We start from the raw sequence: 15745 nt of genomic DNA, 5'->3' as shown, positions 1-15745 counted from the left end.
GACCAGCTAGACCTTCACGACCGGATTATCGAGCCGGCCAAGGCCGGTGATCTCGACGCTGACCGGCCCGCCAAGCTCGGTGATGTTGGCAAGATGCAGGCTGCGCTTGCCTCCAGCGCTCGGACGGAAAGCCGTGCCCATTGAGATGACGTCGCCGGCCCACAGCGTGTGGTAGCGGGTGATGAAGGCGATGATCTCCGGGACCGAGTAGGTGTAGTAGGCGGTCGAGTCCTCAGCGATGATCTCGTCCTTGTGCCAGGCACGAACGTCGAGCGTGTGCGGGTCCGGCACCTCATCCTTCGTCACCAGATACGGCCCCATAGGCCCGAAGGTGTCGGTGCCCTTGTAGCGGGCGGTGTAGGAAAGGTGCTGCTCGCGCTTCTCGACGACGTCCGGGTTCTCCTTCGACGGGTAGAGCGCGTAGTAATGAACCATGTCCTGCGCGCGCATGCCGTTGCCAGTCATGTCGTTGAGGATGGTGTAGCCGAACACGCAGTCCATCGCGTCCTCGACGGCGACGTCCTTGCAGTCCTTCGCGATCACGACTGCAAGCTCCGGCTCCGGATGCACGCTGCCGTAATAATCCTTCACCACGATCGGCTCGTTGTGGCCGACAAGGCAGGAAGCAGGCTTAAGAAAAAACAGCGGATGGTCTGGCGCGCTGATCTTGCGGGCATCGCTCGCCGAATTGTTCATCGCAACGCCGCAGATCTTGTACGGCTTTCGCACCGGCGGATGCCAACGCACGTCTGAGGCCGGGACGCCGGCGATCGCATCCCGCTTGTCCAGAACATGGCGGAATGCTGCATCCGCGGCCTGCCGCCCGCGCGCGCCATCCTCAATCAGCGCGATCATGGTCGAATAGGAAACGTCCTCGCCGGCCGCCTTCAGCGCGTCGTTGAGGTCGTACAGGAGGCCGTCGATCTCGAATCCGATCCGGTCCTTCCCGTTGTGGGCAAAGCTTGCAAGCCGCATGTTTCCTCCGGTAATTAATACGTTAATTAAAACCGGTGGAGTTCGCGCTGTCAATATCGATGACGCGCGCGAAGGTTAGTCTTCGAGGCGTGGACGGCCCCGGGTGCTGTCGCCGACGATGCGCAGGATGTCCGCGTCGAGCTCGACGCCCGTATAGTCGGTGGCGGGCAGCTGCGAGAGCGAGGTGACGACGTCCCTGCAGAGCTGCTGCAGGAGATCCATCTTGTCGCGGCCGACGGTTTCGGTGATTTCCTGATAGATGCTTTCCGAATAGGGCGCGACCGCGTCGATCAGCTTGACGCCGTCCTCGCTGATCGAGATCAGCGAACGGCGCAGGTCGTCGGGCACCTGGCGGCGCTCGACCAGCCCGCGCTCTTCCATGTCCCGCAGGATACGCGAAAGCGATGGCGCCAGTAGCGACGTTGCCTTGGCGAGTTCCATCACCTCGATCTCCTTGACCGAGGAGAGCGCCCGCAGCACACGCCACTGCTGTTCGGTGATGTTAAACAGCTTCAGCGCCGGCCTGAACCGCGTCATGACGGCCTCGCGCGCCAGAAGCAGAGACATCGGCAACGAGCGGGAAAAACTCCTGAGTTTCACATTCACGCCAGCCTTCGCGCTCGTCACGGTCCCACCTATTTCACGTATTAGTTAGCTAGCAATAATGGCAGACCGGGCGGAAACTCAATTGAGTTTAGTCAATGCGGAGGCAAACTCCGCCGTGAAAAGTGCGGAATTTGATCCCATCTCGGCCGGAAATGCGTCGCTCTGCGGCAATTTGGCCATTTCGGTGGCATTTTTCGGCTTGTAAACCGTCTGCCCGTTGACAAGATAGCGCTCCCTGACGCTTGAGAGGCCTCAGGGTGGTTGTTCGACGGAGTGGTCTGTGAGCGGATGTTGTGAATGTGAGGGCGTGGACTTCGCCTGCGACCCGCTTAAATCGGCGCCTGCGTATCGGGCTCAAGCATGATCGGTATCGTTCTTGTCACCCACGGCGGTCTTGCCGAGGAGTTCCGTCTCGCTGTCGAGCACGTGGTCGGCCCGCAGCAGAATTTCGAAACCGTCTGCATCGGCGCTGACGACGATATGGAAAAGCGCCGCAATGACATTGTCGATGCGGTATCGCGCGCCGACACCGGTGCCGGCGTCATCATTCTCACCGACATGTTCGGCGGCACGCCGTCGAACCTTGCGATATCCGTGATGAGCCCCGGCAAGGTCGAGGTCATCGCCGGCGTCAACCTGCCGATGCTGATCAAGCTCTCCAGCGTGCGCCTCGGCGACGACATGGCGGCGGCCCTGCAGGAGGCGCAGGTCGCCGGACGCAAATACATCAACGTGGCGAGCCAGGTTCTGAGCGGAAAATGACTGAGGGCGTGCTCCGCAAGGAGATGATGATCATCAACAGGCGGGGCCTTCACGCCCGCGCTTCGGCCAAGTTCGTCCAGCTCGTCGGCGAGTATGACGCCAACGTGACCGTCGAGAAGGACGGTGTCAGCGTCGGCGGCACCTCCATCATGGGCCTGATGATGCTGGCCGCCAGCCCCGGCTGCGGCATCACCGTCAGCGCGCAGGGCCCGCAGGCGGCCGAGGTGATGGAAGCTCTCGAAAAGCTCATCGGCGACCGCTTCGGCGAAGAGTGCTAGCCGCCTCGATATAAAGACTTCTTTATGTGATGTTGCCCCGTTCCCGGCTTTCTGCTAGGCACCGCTCCGATACACACGTCAAAATCCAGACATCCGGCCTCGCCGGTCGGAACATTACGGAGCACACGCATGAGCGGGCAGGACTACATCGTAGCCGACATTTCGCTGGCCGACTGGGGCCGCAAGGAACTGGACATCGCCGAGACCGAGATGCCGGGCCTGATGGCCTGCCGCGCCGAGTTCGGCTCGTCGAAGCCGCTCAAGGGTGCGCGCATCAGCGGCTCGCTGCACATGACGATCCAGACGGCGGTTCTGATCGAGACTCTGAAGGAACTTGGCGCCGATGTCCGCTGGGCATCGTGCAACATCTTCTCGACGCAGGACCACGCCGCTGCCGCGATCGCCGCGACCGGCACGCCGGTCTTCGCCGTCAAGGGCGAGACCCTTGAGGAGTACTGGTCCTACACCGACCGCATCTTCCAGTGGGCCGACGGCGGCGTGTCGAACATGATCCTCGACGACGGCGGCGACGCCACCATGTACATCCTGACCGGCGCGCGCGCCGAAGCAGGCGAGGACGTTCTGTCCAATCCGGGCAACGAGGAAGAGACTATCTTCTTCGAGCAGATCAGGAAGCGCATGAAGGAGACCCCGGGCTTCTTCACCAAACAGCGCGAAGCGATCCGCGGCGTCACCGAGGAGACCACCACCGGCGTGAACCGCCTCTACCAGCTGCAGAAGAAGGGCCTGCTGCCCTTCCCGGCAATCAACGTCAACGACTCCGTCACCAAGTCGAAGTTCGACAACAAGTACGGCTGCAAGGAATCGCTCGTCGACGGTATCCGCCGCGCGACCGACACCATGATGGCCGGCAAGGTCGCGATCGTCTGCGGCTATGGCGATGTGGGCAAGGGCTCGGCAGCGTCGCTGCGCGGCGCCGGCGCCCGCGTCAAGGTCACCGAGGTCGACCCGATCTGCGCCCTGCAGGCTGCAATGGACGGTTTCGAGGTCGTGACCCTCGAGGAAGCTGCGCCGACTGCTGACATCATCATCACCGCGACCGGCAACAAGGACGTCGTCACCCTCGAGCACATGCGCCTGTTCAAGGACATGGCGATCGTCGGCAACATCGGCCACTTCGACAACGAGATTCAGGTCGACGCCCTGCGCAACCTGAAGTGGACCAACATCAAGCCGCAGGTCGACCTGATCGAGTTCCCGGACAACAAGCGCATCATCCTTCTGTCCGAAGGCCGCCTGCTGAACCTCGGCAACGCCACCGGCCACCCGAGCTTCGTGATGTCGGCCTCCTTCACCAACCAGGTGCTGGCGCAGATCGAGCTGTTCACCCGCGGCAGCGAGTACAAGAACGAGGTCTACGTGCTGCCGAAGCACCTCGATGAGAAGGTCGCCCGCCTGCACCTTGATCGCGTCGGCGCGAAGCTGACCAAGCTGAGCGAGGAACAGGCTTCCTATATCGGCGTCACGCCGGAAGGCCCGTACAAGCCCGAGCACTACCGGTACTAATTTCTTAACCATTTCTCACAATATATTGAGGCTGGGCGATTGACTTTTCGCCCGGCCATTTTTTTGCGCGGCGCGCGCCTTCACGACGATTCGGCAGCGCTGTACAGTGACGTGATTCGCGGTGTTCCCAGCGGGGAAGCAGTATGGGGACACGCGTCCCTTCGGGGCGTTTTTCGCGTCCGTGCGGCGGAGAGGACAGTTAAGATGCCTGGGGTTTTCCCACTGGGTACGGAGCAATCCGGAGCCGGCGACAACGAGGATTCCAAAAGGAAAAGGCGGCGCGGCCTGAGCGCCGGAGCCCTGCTTGCAAGCGTGGCGTGGCCGGCCGTGGCACTCGCGGAACAGGTCGAGGCGGCGATCGTCCGCCCGTTCTCGATGACGACCATCGAGGTGATCCAGCTTTCCCTCTTCCTCGGCATCACCGGCGCCGCGATGCTGTCGGCCATGCTGCTGATCCGGGAGCGCGCCCGCACCGCCGCCGAGAATGTTGATCTGCGTACGCGCGTGGCCGAGCTCGATAATGCGTTGCAGCGCGCCGACGCCCTTCTCAATCTGCGCGACCAGCGCATCCTCGTCTGGTTCGGCGATTCCCGTAAGGCGGAGCTGGTCGGCACGCTCGCCGAGGCGCCGGAAGACCGCGCGACCTTCCTTGCCTTTGGCCGCTGGCTGGCGCCGCGAAGCGCAGCCCAGCTCGAGCGCGCCGTGGCGGACCTGCGCGAACAGCGCCAGAATTTCGACCTCGTCGTCGAGACGACGAAAGGCAACCTCATCGAAGTGCAGGGCCGTGCTGCCGCGAACAACGTCGCCATCAAGTTCCTGTCGCTTTCGGAAGCCCAGCGCGAGCACGCCGAGCTGCGGCTCGAGCACCAGCAGCTGCGCCGCGACCACGACAACCTTCTGGGTCTCCTCCACTCGATCCCGACGCCGGTGTGGCTGCGCGGGCCGGAAGGCCGGCTGGTCTGGGTCAACCAGGCCTATGCCGACGCCGTCGAGGCCGCCGATCCGCTGGCCGCTGCCAGCGAGGGGGTGGAGCTGTTCGGCACCGGCGCGCGCGAGCAGATCGCCCGCGACCACCTGTCGAGCCCGGTCTTCTCCGGTAGCCTCTCGACTGTGATTGGCGGCGATCGCCGCGTCTTCAGCGTCACCGACTTCTCCGGCCGCGAGGGCTCGGCAGGCTTTGCCCTCGACATTTCCGAGGCCGAAGCCGCACGCACCGAGCACCAGCGCACGCTGCGCGGCCATGCAGAGACGCTGGACCGCCTCAACACGGCGGTGGCGATCTTCGACGCCAACCAGGACCTGCGCTTCTACAACCAGGCGTTCCAGAAGCTCTGGGAGCTCGACATCTCCTTCCTCAATAGCAAGCCGGACAACACTGTGCTGCTCGACCGTCTGCGCTCGGAAGGCAAGCTGGCCGAGCAGCCGGAATGGCGCCGCTGGAAGGAAAATCTCCTGTCGGCCTACCGCTCGGTCGAGCCGCTTGAGGACATCTGGCACCTGCCTGACGGGCAGACGTTGCGCGTGGTCGGCAACCCGCAGGCTGACGGCGGCGTAACCTGGGTGTTCGAGAATCTCACTGAGAAGATCAGCCTCGAAAGCCGTTACAACACGGTCGTGCGGGTTCAGGGCGTCACGCTCGACAACCTCGCCGAGGGCGTTGCGGTGTTCGGCTCTGATGGGCGCGTTCGCCTGTCTAATCCTGCCTTCTGCAACCTCTGGGGCTTGCCGGAGGGGCTGGTCACGACCGGCACGCACATCTCGGCTATCAAGGCCGCCTGCCAGAGCCTCACCCGCTCGAACCCGTGGAGCGAGCTTGCAGCCGCCGCCACCGGCTTCGACGAGGAGCGTCGCGATGGACGCGGCCAGGTCGAGCTCAACAACGGCAACATCCTCAGCTACGCCATCGTGCATCTGCCCAACGGCCAGCTGATGACGACGTTCTTCGACGTCACCGACAGCGTCAATGTCGAGCGCATGCTGAAAGAGCGCAACGAGGCGCTGGAGCGCACGGACCGCCTCAAGAACGACTTCATCCAGCACGTCTCCTACGAGCTGCGCTCGCCGCTCACCAACATCATCGGTTTTGCCGAGCTGCTCGCGCAGGAGACCGCCGGACCGCTCAACCAGCGCCAGCGCGATTATGTCGAGCATATCGCCTCGTCGTCGTCGGAACTCGAGACGATTGTCGACGACATCATCGACCTCGCCACCGTGGATGCCGGCATGATGGAGCTCAACGTCAGCGAAGTGCCGATCGAGCGCATCGTCCATTCGGCCGCCGAGGTGGTGGAAGAGCGTATGCGCGAGCATGGTATTGCCCTTGAAATCGACTTGCGCCGTGCGCCCGCCACATTCCACGCCGATGAGAACCGCGTGCGCCAGATTCTCATCAACCTCCTCAGCAACGCGGCCAACTTCGCGCCCGACAATTCGGTGGTGAAGCTCATCTGCGAGCGCGACGCGAACGGCCTTGCCTTCTCCGTCCATGACGATGGCCCGGGCATCCCGCCGGACGTGCTCGACGGCATCTTCCGCCGCTTCGAGCCGCGCGCCAATGGCGGCCGCCGCCGCGGTGCGGGACTTGGTCTCTCGATCGTCAAGAGCTTCGTCGGGCTGCACAACGGCACCGTCGAGTTCCAGACCGATCAGGGTCGCGGAACCACCGTCATCTGCCGTTTCCCCATGGCGCCGGAAGGCTTCCGCGCCGCCGCCGAGTAGACAAGCTTGTCAGACCTGAGCCTCCATCTGGCGGACGAAACCGCCACGAACCGCCTCGGCGAGGACATCGCCATGATGCTCGCGCCGGGTGACGTGCTGGCGCTGCATGGCGACCTCGGCATGGGCAAGTCCACGCTGGCCCGCGCGATCATCCGCGCGCTTTCGAACGATCCAGAGCTTGAGGTGCCGAGCCCGACCTTCACGCTGGTGCAGGCCTATGCGACGCGCGTGCCCGTCCAGCACTTCGACCTCTACCGGCTAGGCTCGCCCGATGAGCTCGACGAGCTCGGCTTCTCCGAAGCGATCCGCGAGGGCGCGGCGATCATCGAATGGCCGGAGCGCGCCGAAGACGCGCTGCCGCGTGACGCGGTTCACGTCCGGCTCGATGAAGAAGGCGAAGGTCGCCGCATCACCATTTCCGCTCCCGATGCATTCATCGCTAAGCTGAGCCGGTCGCTTGCCATCCGCAGCTTCCTAGACAAGGCCGGCTACGCTTCCGCCCGCCGTGCCTTTCTCGTCGGCGACGCCTCGGCGCGCGCCTATGAGAGCATCATCGAGGACGGGCGCGACACCATCATCCTGATGAATGCGCCGAAGCGCCCGGACGGCCCGCCGATCCGCGACGGCCTGCCCTACAGCCGCATCGCCCACCTTGCCGAAACGGTGACGCCGTTTGTCGCCATTGCCAAGGCACTGCGCGACGAGGGCTTCGCCGCGCCGCAGATTCCGGCGGCCGACCTCGACCAGGGCCTGCTGCTCGTCGAGCATCTCGGCACGCAGGGCGTGCTGGACGCTGAGGGCAAGCCCGTGCCCGAGCGCTACATTGCCGCCGCCGAGCTGCTGGCCGAGATGCACAAGCGCAGCTGGCCGCAGAAGATCGAAGTGGCGGATGGCCTCGTTCACGAAATCCCGCCCTATGACCGCCGCGCTATGGGCATCGAGACCGAGCTGGTCACCGACTGGTACCTGCCGCATGTGGCGGGACGCCAGACCAGCGAGGCCGAAAGGCAGGAATTTGCGGAGGCCTGGAGCGCAGCCTTCGACATCGTCGCCAATGCGGAAAAGAGCCTCGTGCTGCGCGACTACCATTCGCCGAACCTCATCTGGCGTGCGGATCGGAACGGCCACGACCGCATCGGCCTGATCGATTTTCAGGACGCGGTGATCGGCCCGTCGGCCTATGACGTTGCTTCGCTGGCGCAGGATGCACGCGTCACCATCTCGCCGGAGCTCGAAGCGGAGATCGTCGAGGCCTACTGCGAGGCACGCGGCGACTTCGACCGCGCAGGCTTCGAGGCAGCCTACGCCATCATGGCGGCGCAGCGGAACTCGAAGATCCTCGGCATCTTCGTGCGGCTGAACCTGCGCGACGGCAAGCCGGGCTACATGAAGCACCTGCCGCGCATCCGCGATTATGTCAGTCGCTCGATCAGCCATCCTGCGCTCGCTTCCGTGCGCGCCTTCTACGAGAAGGCAGGCATCCTGTGAGCGCAAAGCCGACGACGGCCATGGTCCTTGCGGCGGGTCTTGGCAAGCGCATGCGCCCGCTGACCGAAACCACGCCCAAACCGCTGATCCCGGTAGCCGGCAAGACGCTGCTCGACTGGGGCCTCGACACGCTCGGCGCAGCCGGTGTCGAGACGGCGATCGTCAACGTCCACTATCTCGGCGAACAGATCATCGAGCACGTGAAGGACCGCGCCTGCCCGCGCATCGTCATTTCCGACGAGCGGGCGGAGTTGCTGGACTCGGCCGGCGGCATCGTCAGGGCGCTGCCGCAGATCGGCACGGAGCCGTTCTTCGTGCTCAATGCCGACACCTTCTGGATCGATGGGGATAGTCCCGACCTCGACCGCCTTGCGCTTGCATGGGACGGCGAGGCCATGGATATTCTTCTCATGCTCGCCGATCCGCGTCATGCCACCGGCCATTCCGGCTCGATCGACTTCCTGCTCGGCCAGGACGGGCGGCTTGCGCGCGCGAACGGCGCGAGCGAGGGCTTCATCTACGCCGGTGCCGCGATCATCCATCCGCGCATCTTCGACGGCGCTTCCGCCACGCCGCACTCGCTCAACCTCTATTTCAACCGCGCCATCGAACAGGGCCGGCTATTCGGCGCCATCATGCGCGGACACTGGATCACCGTCGGCACGCCCGACGCCATCGCCCCTGCCGAAGCAGCCGTAGCGCGCGCGAAGACGCAATGACCGCTCGGGTTCTCTCGATCCCTCCAGGCGCACCCTTCCTTCAGACACTCGCCGCCTCTCTTCTCGACGGGACCCTTATCCCCGGCTTTTCCGCTGACGGCAGTGACCCGCTCCGCCTGGTCGAGGCGACGATCTATGTGCCGACCCGCCGCGCGGCGCGCGCTCTGCGCGATGAGTTCGTCGAACAGCTAGGGGGTGTCGCGGCGATCCTGCCGACCATCCGTCCGCTCGGCGAGTTCGACGAGGACGCCGACATCTTCGAGGGCAGCGAGGAGGACGAGCTGTCGCTCAACCCGCCGATCGGCAAGCTCGACCGCATCCTCTTGCTCGCACCGCTGGTGCAGGCATGGAAGAAGCGGCTGCCGGCGCATGTCGCCGCGATGTTCGGCGAGGACGTCGTGGTGCCAGCCTCGCTTGCCGACGCGATCTGGCTCGCGCGCGATCTCGCCGGGCTGATGGACGAGGTCGAGACCGGCGGGGCCGACTGGAAGCGGCTCGCCAACCTTGTTCCCGAAGATCTCGCCAACTGGTGGCAGGTCACGCTTGAGTTCCTCGACATCGTCTCGCGCGCCTGGCCGGCGCTGCTTGCCGAGCGTGCGCGCTCCAATCCGGCCGCGCACCGCAACGCGATGATCCGTGCCGAGGCCGAGCGCCTGTTGCGCAATCCGCCGCGCGGACCGGTGATCGCCGCAGGCTCGACCGGCTCTATCCCCGCCACCGCGCAGTTGCTGAAGTCGATCGCGCTCCTGCCCAATGGCGCGGTGGTGCTGCCCGGTCTTGATCTCAACATGGACGAGGAGGCGTGGAAGGAAGTCGGCATGCCTGGCATGGCGCCCGCAACCTTCGGCCATCCGCAGTCGACGCTGAAGAAGCTGCTGGCAACGCTTGGCATCGAGCGGCGTGACGTGATCGAGATCGGTGAGGTACCCGCAGACCTTGCCGCGCGCATCGGCGTCATCAACGAGGCGCTGCGACCGGCGGAAACCACCGATCTCTGGGTCGAACGTGCCGGCAGCACCGATCCGGCGGCGTTTGCCGACGTCACGCTGGTCGAAGCCGCCAACGAGCGTGAAGAGGCGCTGTCGGTGGCGGTGGCGCTGCGGCTCGCGCTGGAGAAGGGCACCGCGGCGTTCGTCACCGGCGACCGCGAGCTTGCCCGGCGCGTGGCGATGGAGCTGCGCCGCTTCGGTATTGAGGCGGATGACTCGGGCGGCACGCCGCTCACTGCGACACCGCCGGCGACATTGCTCAGCCTGATGCTGGAAGCCGTGTTCCGGCCCGGGGACGCGGTGACGATCCTGGCGCTTGCCAAGCACCCGCTGCTGCATGCCGGCTTTGCACGCTCCGTAGCCCGGCAGGCTGCGGAAACGCTCGATCTTGTCGCCTTGCGCGGGGGCGTCGGCAGGCCGGATATTAGCCGGCTATCTGAAGAGTTCGAACGCCGCTACCAGCAGCGCTACGACGACCCGCRCAAGCCGGTCTGGTGGCTGCGCCTGAACGAGGAGCGGCTTGAGCAGGCGCGCTTGCTGGCAGCAGCACTTGAAAAGGCAATCGCCCCGCTCTGCACCCTGCGCGATACCACCGCGCCGCTCAGCGAGCTCGTGCGTCTGACGGTCGAATGTCTGGAAGCGCTTGGCCGTGACGACAAGGGCTCAGTCACCGAACTCTATCGCGGCGATGCGGGCGACCGGCTCGCCTCGTTCCTGCGCTCGCTGGCTGGCGTCGAGGCCGAACTCGAGATCGAGGCAACCGAATGGCCGGACGTGCTCAACGCCCTGATTTCCGGCGAAAGTGTCAAGGCTTCCGTCACCGGTGACAGCCGCGTCTCGATCTGGGGTGCGCTGGAAGCACGCCTTCAGAGCGTCGACACGCTCGTCCTTGGCGGGCTCAACGAGGGGTCGTGGCCGCGCAAGGCCGAGCCTGATCGCTTCATGTCGCGCTTCATGAAGTCGGACCTCGAACTCGATCCGCCGGAAAAGCGCATCGGCCAGGCCGCGCACGACTTCGTCCTCGCCATGGGCACGCGCAAGGTGATCCTCACCCGCGCCGCGCGCTCCGGCGATGCTCCCGCAATTGCCTCGCGCTGGCTACAGCGGCTGGAAACTTTTGCCGGCAAAGAAATCTTCGAACAGATGCGCCAGCGCGGCAACGCGCTGGCGCATTGGGCTCGCGAGCTCGACGTTGCGCCCCCAGTGAAGTTCGCCACCCGGCCGAACCCGACGCCTCCGCTCGACATGCGCCCGACGCGCTTTTCGGTCACCGAAATCGAGACGCTGCGCCGCGACGCCTATGCGATCTATGCACGGCGTATTCTCGGGCTGGAGGCGCTGGAGCCGCTGCTGCGAGATCCCGGCGCGGCAGAACGCGGCAACCTGTTCCACGACATCGTCCACGAGTTCACCGTTTCGGGCATCGACCCGGACGCGCCGCTCGCCGAGGAACAGCTGCTGAAGATCGGCCGCAAGGTATTCGACGAGGCGGAGCTGCCACTCGACGTCGATGCCGTGTGGTGGCCGCGCTTTGCCCGCATGGCGACGCACTTCATCGAGTGGGAGCGCAACCGCCCGCCGATCAAGCGCCGCATCTCTGAGACGCGCGCCAGCGAAACGCCGATCGGCAGTACGGGCGCGACGCTGCGCGGCCGCGCCGACCGGATCGATCTTCTCGCCGGTGGCATGGCCGACATCATCGACTTCAAGACCGGATCGTCGCCGTCGAAGGCGCAGGCGCACACGCTCCTGTCGCCACAGCTGGCGCTCGAAGGCGCGTTGCTGCGCCGCGGGGCGTTCACGGAAGTTGGCACGGCCGAGCCGTCGCAGCTTGCTTATGTTCGCATGAAGCCGAATGGCGAGGTGATCGAGGAATCGATCCTCGAATACAAGCCGACCGGTCAGGAGAAGTCGATAAAGTCGGGCGTCGAGCTGTCCGAGGAAGCCTGGGCGCGGCTGGAAGAGCTCATCGCCCACTTTGCAAAGGAAACGACCGGTTACCTGTCGCGCGCGCTCCCCTTCCGCGAGGGCGATGTCGGCGGCGACTATGACCATCTCGCCCGCGTGCTCGAATGGTCTGCGGGCGGCGACAACGATGCCGGCGGGGGCGACGGCGAATGAGCGCACCGATCATCGTTCCGGACGATACGCGCAAGGCTCAGGGGCTCGCTTCCGAGCCAAAGCTATCGGCGTGGGTGTCCGCCAATGCCGGCTCGGGTAAGACGCATGTGCTGGCAAGCCGGGTGATGCGGCTCCTGCTCGAAGGTGCCGACCCGTCGCGCATCCTTTGCCTTACCTATACCCGTGCCGCCGCCGCCAACATGGCGACGCGCGTGTTCAAGAACCTGTCCGGCTGGGCGACGCTGCCCGACGCGGAGCTTGCCAAAGCGATCGAGGAGCTCGATGGCAAGACGCCGACGCCATCGCGGCTGAAGCGCGCCCGGCGGCTGTTTGCCCGCGCGCTCGAAACGCCGGGCGGCCTGAAGATCCAGACCATCCATGCCTTCTGCGAGGCGGTGCTGCATCAGTTCCCGCTCGAAGCCAACATCGCCGGCCATTTTGAGCTGCTGGACAGCCAGATGGAGGAAGCGCTGGTCGCCGAGGCGCGGCGCGAGATGATCGCGCGCGCCACCGAAGGCAACGAACCGGGTCTGGCGGACGCCTTCGCGACGGTCCTGCAGCGCGGCGGCGAGGCGGGGCTGGAAACGCTGCTCGCCAACATCGTCGGCAAGCGCGATGCGCTGCGCCGCTTCATCGAGCAGATCGGCACCGGCGACGGCCACTTCCACGCCCTGTTCGAGGAGTTCGGCTTCGGCCCGAGCGATACCCGCGCCGCGCTGGCGGCGAGCCTCTGGCCCGACCACTATTTTACGCCGGTCCTCTGCGGCAACATCGGTTCCAAAGCATCCACAGCCGGCAAAACAAACGCACTTTCGTTCGCGGAAAACTTCGGCAAGGCGTGCGGGACGACCGACGCGCTCGACCGGCTGGAATATCTCAAGAAGGCGTTCTTCTCGGGCTCCGGCTCTTCCTTCAAGCCGCGCGCGGCAAAGACCATCATGGCGAAGGGCGTCGGCGAGCATTTCCCGGAGTTCCCGGACGAGTTCGAGCGCTACTGCCAGGAAATCACGCGTGTGCTCGACCGCGTCGAGCTGCTCGGCATGCTGGAGGACACGCGAGCCGCCCTTGTGCTGGCCGACTGGCTGATCCACCGCTACGAGCGCCTGAAGAGCGCGCGCGGCTTCCTCGACTTCAACGACCTGATCGTGCGCACAGCCACGCTGCTGTCGCGCACGGACGCCGGCGCATGGGTGCAGTACAAGCTCGACAAGGGTATCGACCACATCCTGCTTGATGAGGCGCAGGACACCAGCCCCGACCAGTGGGCCGTGGTGCGGGCGCTCGCTGCCGAATTCTTTGCCGGCGAAGGATCCCGCGAAGGGGTGGTGCGTACCGTGTTCGCGGTGGGCGACGAGAAGCAGTCGATCTACTCGTTCCAGGGCGCGGAGCCGGAGGCGTTCGACCGCAGCGGCCGCGAGTTCCGCGAGCGCGTCGCCAACGCGCTGCAGCGCTTCGAGCACGTGCGCCTCACCCGCTCGTTCCGCTCGACCGAGGACGTGCTGGCTGCTGTCGACCTCGTCTTCTCTGAGCCTGAGCACCGCGACGGTCTCACGCAGGATCCCGAGCCGATCCAGCACCTTGCCATCCGCGCCAACCAGCCCGGCCATGTCGAACTGTGGCCGTCGCTCGGCCCCGTCGATGTCGAGGAGCCGGAGGACTGGACGCAGGCCGTCGATCACGCCTCGGCGCCAGCGGTGCGGCTCGCCGAACAGATCGCGCGCACCATTGACCACTGGCTGCGCACCGGCAACCGGATCGAGGGACGCGGGCGCAAGGTGCGGCCCGGGGACATCATGGTGCTGGTGAGGAAGCGCGACCGCTTCATCCATGCGCTGTCGCGGGAGCTGAAGAACCGGCAGATCCCGGTCGCGGGCGCCGACCGCATCCTGCTGACCGGCCATATCGCCGTGCAGGACCTGCTCGCCGCCGCGCGGGTTGCGCTGCAGCCCGACGACGACCTTTCGCTCGCGGCACTGCTAAAAAGTCCTGCCTTCGGTCTCGACGAGAACGAGCTGTTCGAACTCGCCGCAAAGCGCCAGGGGGTGGAGTCGCTGCTGATCGCGCTGCGGCGCGCGGAACGGCACAAGGACGTCTGGGACACGCTGGCGCGCTGGCGCAACGAAGCCGGCTACCGCAAGCCGTTCGAGTTCTTCTCCAACCTGCTCGCGCGCGATGGCCTGCGGCGCAAGCTGATCGCCCGTCTCGGTGCCGAAGCCGGCGATGTGGTGGACGAGTTCCTGAACTTCTGCCTTGCGGCCGAACGCACCGGCGTCACCCAGCTTGAGGCGCTGGTCGCGCTGCTCGACCGTGGCGGCCCGGAAGTGAAGCGCGAGATGGACCAGACGCGCGGCGAGGTCCGCATCATGACCGCGCACGCCTCGAAGGGTCTGGAAGCGCCGATCGTGTTCCTCGTCGACAGCGGCGGCGAACCCTTCGTCGACAGCCACATGCCGCGGTTGATGCCGTTCAGCGCCCCGACGCGTGGCTGGCACGGCGACGGCTTCCTCTGGCGCGCCGGCTCCGGCCGCGCCAATTCGTTCTCGGCAAAGCTTGCCGACGAAGCCAAGCGCAAGGCCGAGCAGGAATACCGGCGCTTGCTCTATGTCGGCATGACCCGCGCCGAGGACCGGCTGATCGTCTGCGGCTATCATGGCAAGCGCGGCCAGAAGGACGGCAGCTGGCACCAGATGGTGCAGAAGACGCTGTGCAAGTCACCGCACACAAAGGAGATCCAGCATCCGGCAACGAACGAGACGGTGCTGCGCTATCAGGTAACACCACCGCTGCAGCAGCACGAGCCGGATAAGCCGGAGGAGGCCGCCGTCGCGGAGCTGCCGCCGCTGCCAGCTGAACTTTTGTCGACGCCGCCCGCCCCACCGCCGCTGCCACGGCCACTGTCGCCCTCGGGTGCCGGTGCGATGATCGAGCCGGAACCGGTCGAGATGGTGAAGCTGCGCTCGCCGGTTCTCGATGCAGTCAACGAGCCATCCTTTGCCATTGAGCGCGGCACCGCTGCCCACCGGCTGCTGCAGATACTGCCCTCGATCGAGCGCGAGCGCCGCGCGTCCGCCGCCGAACGCTACCTCGCGCGCATCGGCCAGTCCTGGCCGGAGGGCGAGCGCGAAAAGCTCTGGGCGTCTGTCGACGCGATCCTCGAGACGCCGGAATTCGCCTCGCTGTTCTCGCCCGGCTCACGGGCGGAAGTCTCGGTCACGGGCCGGGTGAAGCTCGGCGAGACCGAGCGCGCCATCTCGGGCAAGATCGACCGGCTGATCGTCGATGGCGAGAGCGTACTCATCATCGACTACAAGACCAACCGGCCGCCGCCGTCGGTTGCGACAGAACTCCCGCAAGGGCACGTGGCGCAAATGGCGCTCTATCGCGAACTGCTCAAGCCGATCTATCCCGGCAAGCAAATTCGTGCTGCTTTGATCTACACAGAGACACCAATACTTATCCCCGTGCCGGACGAGATGATGGACGGTGCGCTTGCTCGACTCACGTCAGCGTGAGACAAGAGGCGTTGAAACACGCTGACGCGTGCCCCACATTCCAGCCTCAC

The 15745-nt window shown here is 65.5% G+C and carries 10 protein-coding genes; 8 read left to right on the top strand and 2 right to left on the bottom strand.

The window, feature by feature from the left end:
* Positions 1-6: 6 nt before the first annotated feature.
* Positions 7-975, bottom strand: coding sequence for a fumarylacetoacetate hydrolase family protein (locus tag L610_RS02990; protein ID WP_024847060.1), 969 nt, complete (start codon positions 973-975; stop codon positions 7-9).
* Between the two features lie 75 nt (positions 976-1050).
* Positions 1051-1602, bottom strand: a complete 552-nt coding sequence (gene hpaR, locus L610_RS02985; RefSeq protein WP_024847059.1) for a homoprotocatechuate degradation operon regulator HpaR — start codon at positions 1600-1602, stop codon at positions 1051-1053.
* A 339-nt stretch (positions 1603-1941) separates the two neighbouring features.
* On the opposite strand from hpaR, the gene L610_RS02980 reads away from it, so the two are divergent.
* From L610_RS02980 to addA, 8 genes are all read left to right on the top strand, one after another.
* The gene (locus L610_RS02980; RefSeq protein ID WP_024847058.1) at positions 1942-2343 is read left to right on the top strand and encodes a PTS sugar transporter subunit IIA; all 402 of its coding nucleotides are present in this window, start codon (positions 1942-1944) and stop codon (positions 2341-2343) included.
* Positions 2340-2621: an HPr family phosphocarrier protein gene (locus L610_RS02975; protein ID WP_024847057.1), complete on the top strand. Its 282-nt coding sequence runs from the start codon at positions 2340-2342 to the stop codon at positions 2619-2621. Before L610_RS02980 ends, L610_RS02975 begins: the two co-directional genes overlap by 4 nt.
* Positions 2622-2750: 129 nt before the next feature.
* On the top strand, positions 2751-4148 hold the full coding sequence (gene ahcY / locus L610_RS02970) for an adenosylhomocysteinase (RefSeq protein WP_024847056.1): 1398 nt from the start codon (positions 2751-2753) through the stop codon (positions 4146-4148).
* Between the two features lie 204 nt (positions 4149-4352).
* On the top strand, positions 4353-6866 hold the full coding sequence (locus L610_RS02965; protein ID WP_144702355.1) for a PAS domain-containing sensor histidine kinase: 2514 nt from the start codon (positions 4353-4355) through the stop codon (positions 6864-6866).
* A gap of 6 nt (positions 6867-6872) precedes the next feature.
* Positions 6873-8354, top strand: a complete 1482-nt coding sequence (gene tsaE / locus L610_RS02960; protein ID WP_034329346.1) for a tRNA (adenosine(37)-N6)-threonylcarbamoyltransferase complex ATPase subunit type 1 TsaE — start codon at positions 6873-6875, stop codon at positions 8352-8354.
* Positions 8351-9073, top strand: a complete 723-nt coding sequence (locus tag L610_RS02955; RefSeq protein ID WP_034329343.1) for a nucleotidyltransferase family protein — start codon at positions 8351-8353, stop codon at positions 9071-9073. Before tsaE ends, L610_RS02955 begins: the two co-directional genes overlap by 4 nt.
* Positions 9070-12183: a double-strand break repair protein AddB gene (gene addB, locus L610_RS02950; protein WP_144702352.1), complete on the top strand. Its 3114-nt coding sequence runs from the start codon at positions 9070-9072 to the stop codon at positions 12181-12183. Before L610_RS02955 ends, addB begins: the two co-directional genes overlap by 4 nt.
* The gene (gene addA, locus L610_RS02945) at positions 12180-15695 is read left to right on the top strand and encodes a double-strand break repair helicase AddA (protein WP_024847052.1); all 3516 of its coding nucleotides are present in this window, start codon (positions 12180-12182) and stop codon (positions 15693-15695) included. The genes addB and addA overlap by 4 nt, the downstream gene beginning before the upstream one ends.
* Positions 15696-15745: the final 50 nt, after the last annotated feature.

Source organism: Aminobacter sp. J44 (assembly GCF_007829415.1).
Lineage (GTDB): Bacteria > Pseudomonadota > Alphaproteobacteria > Rhizobiales > Rhizobiaceae > Aerobium.
Note: the sequence above shows the minus strand (reverse complement) of the source record. Positions and strands in the feature narration are given on the sequence as shown.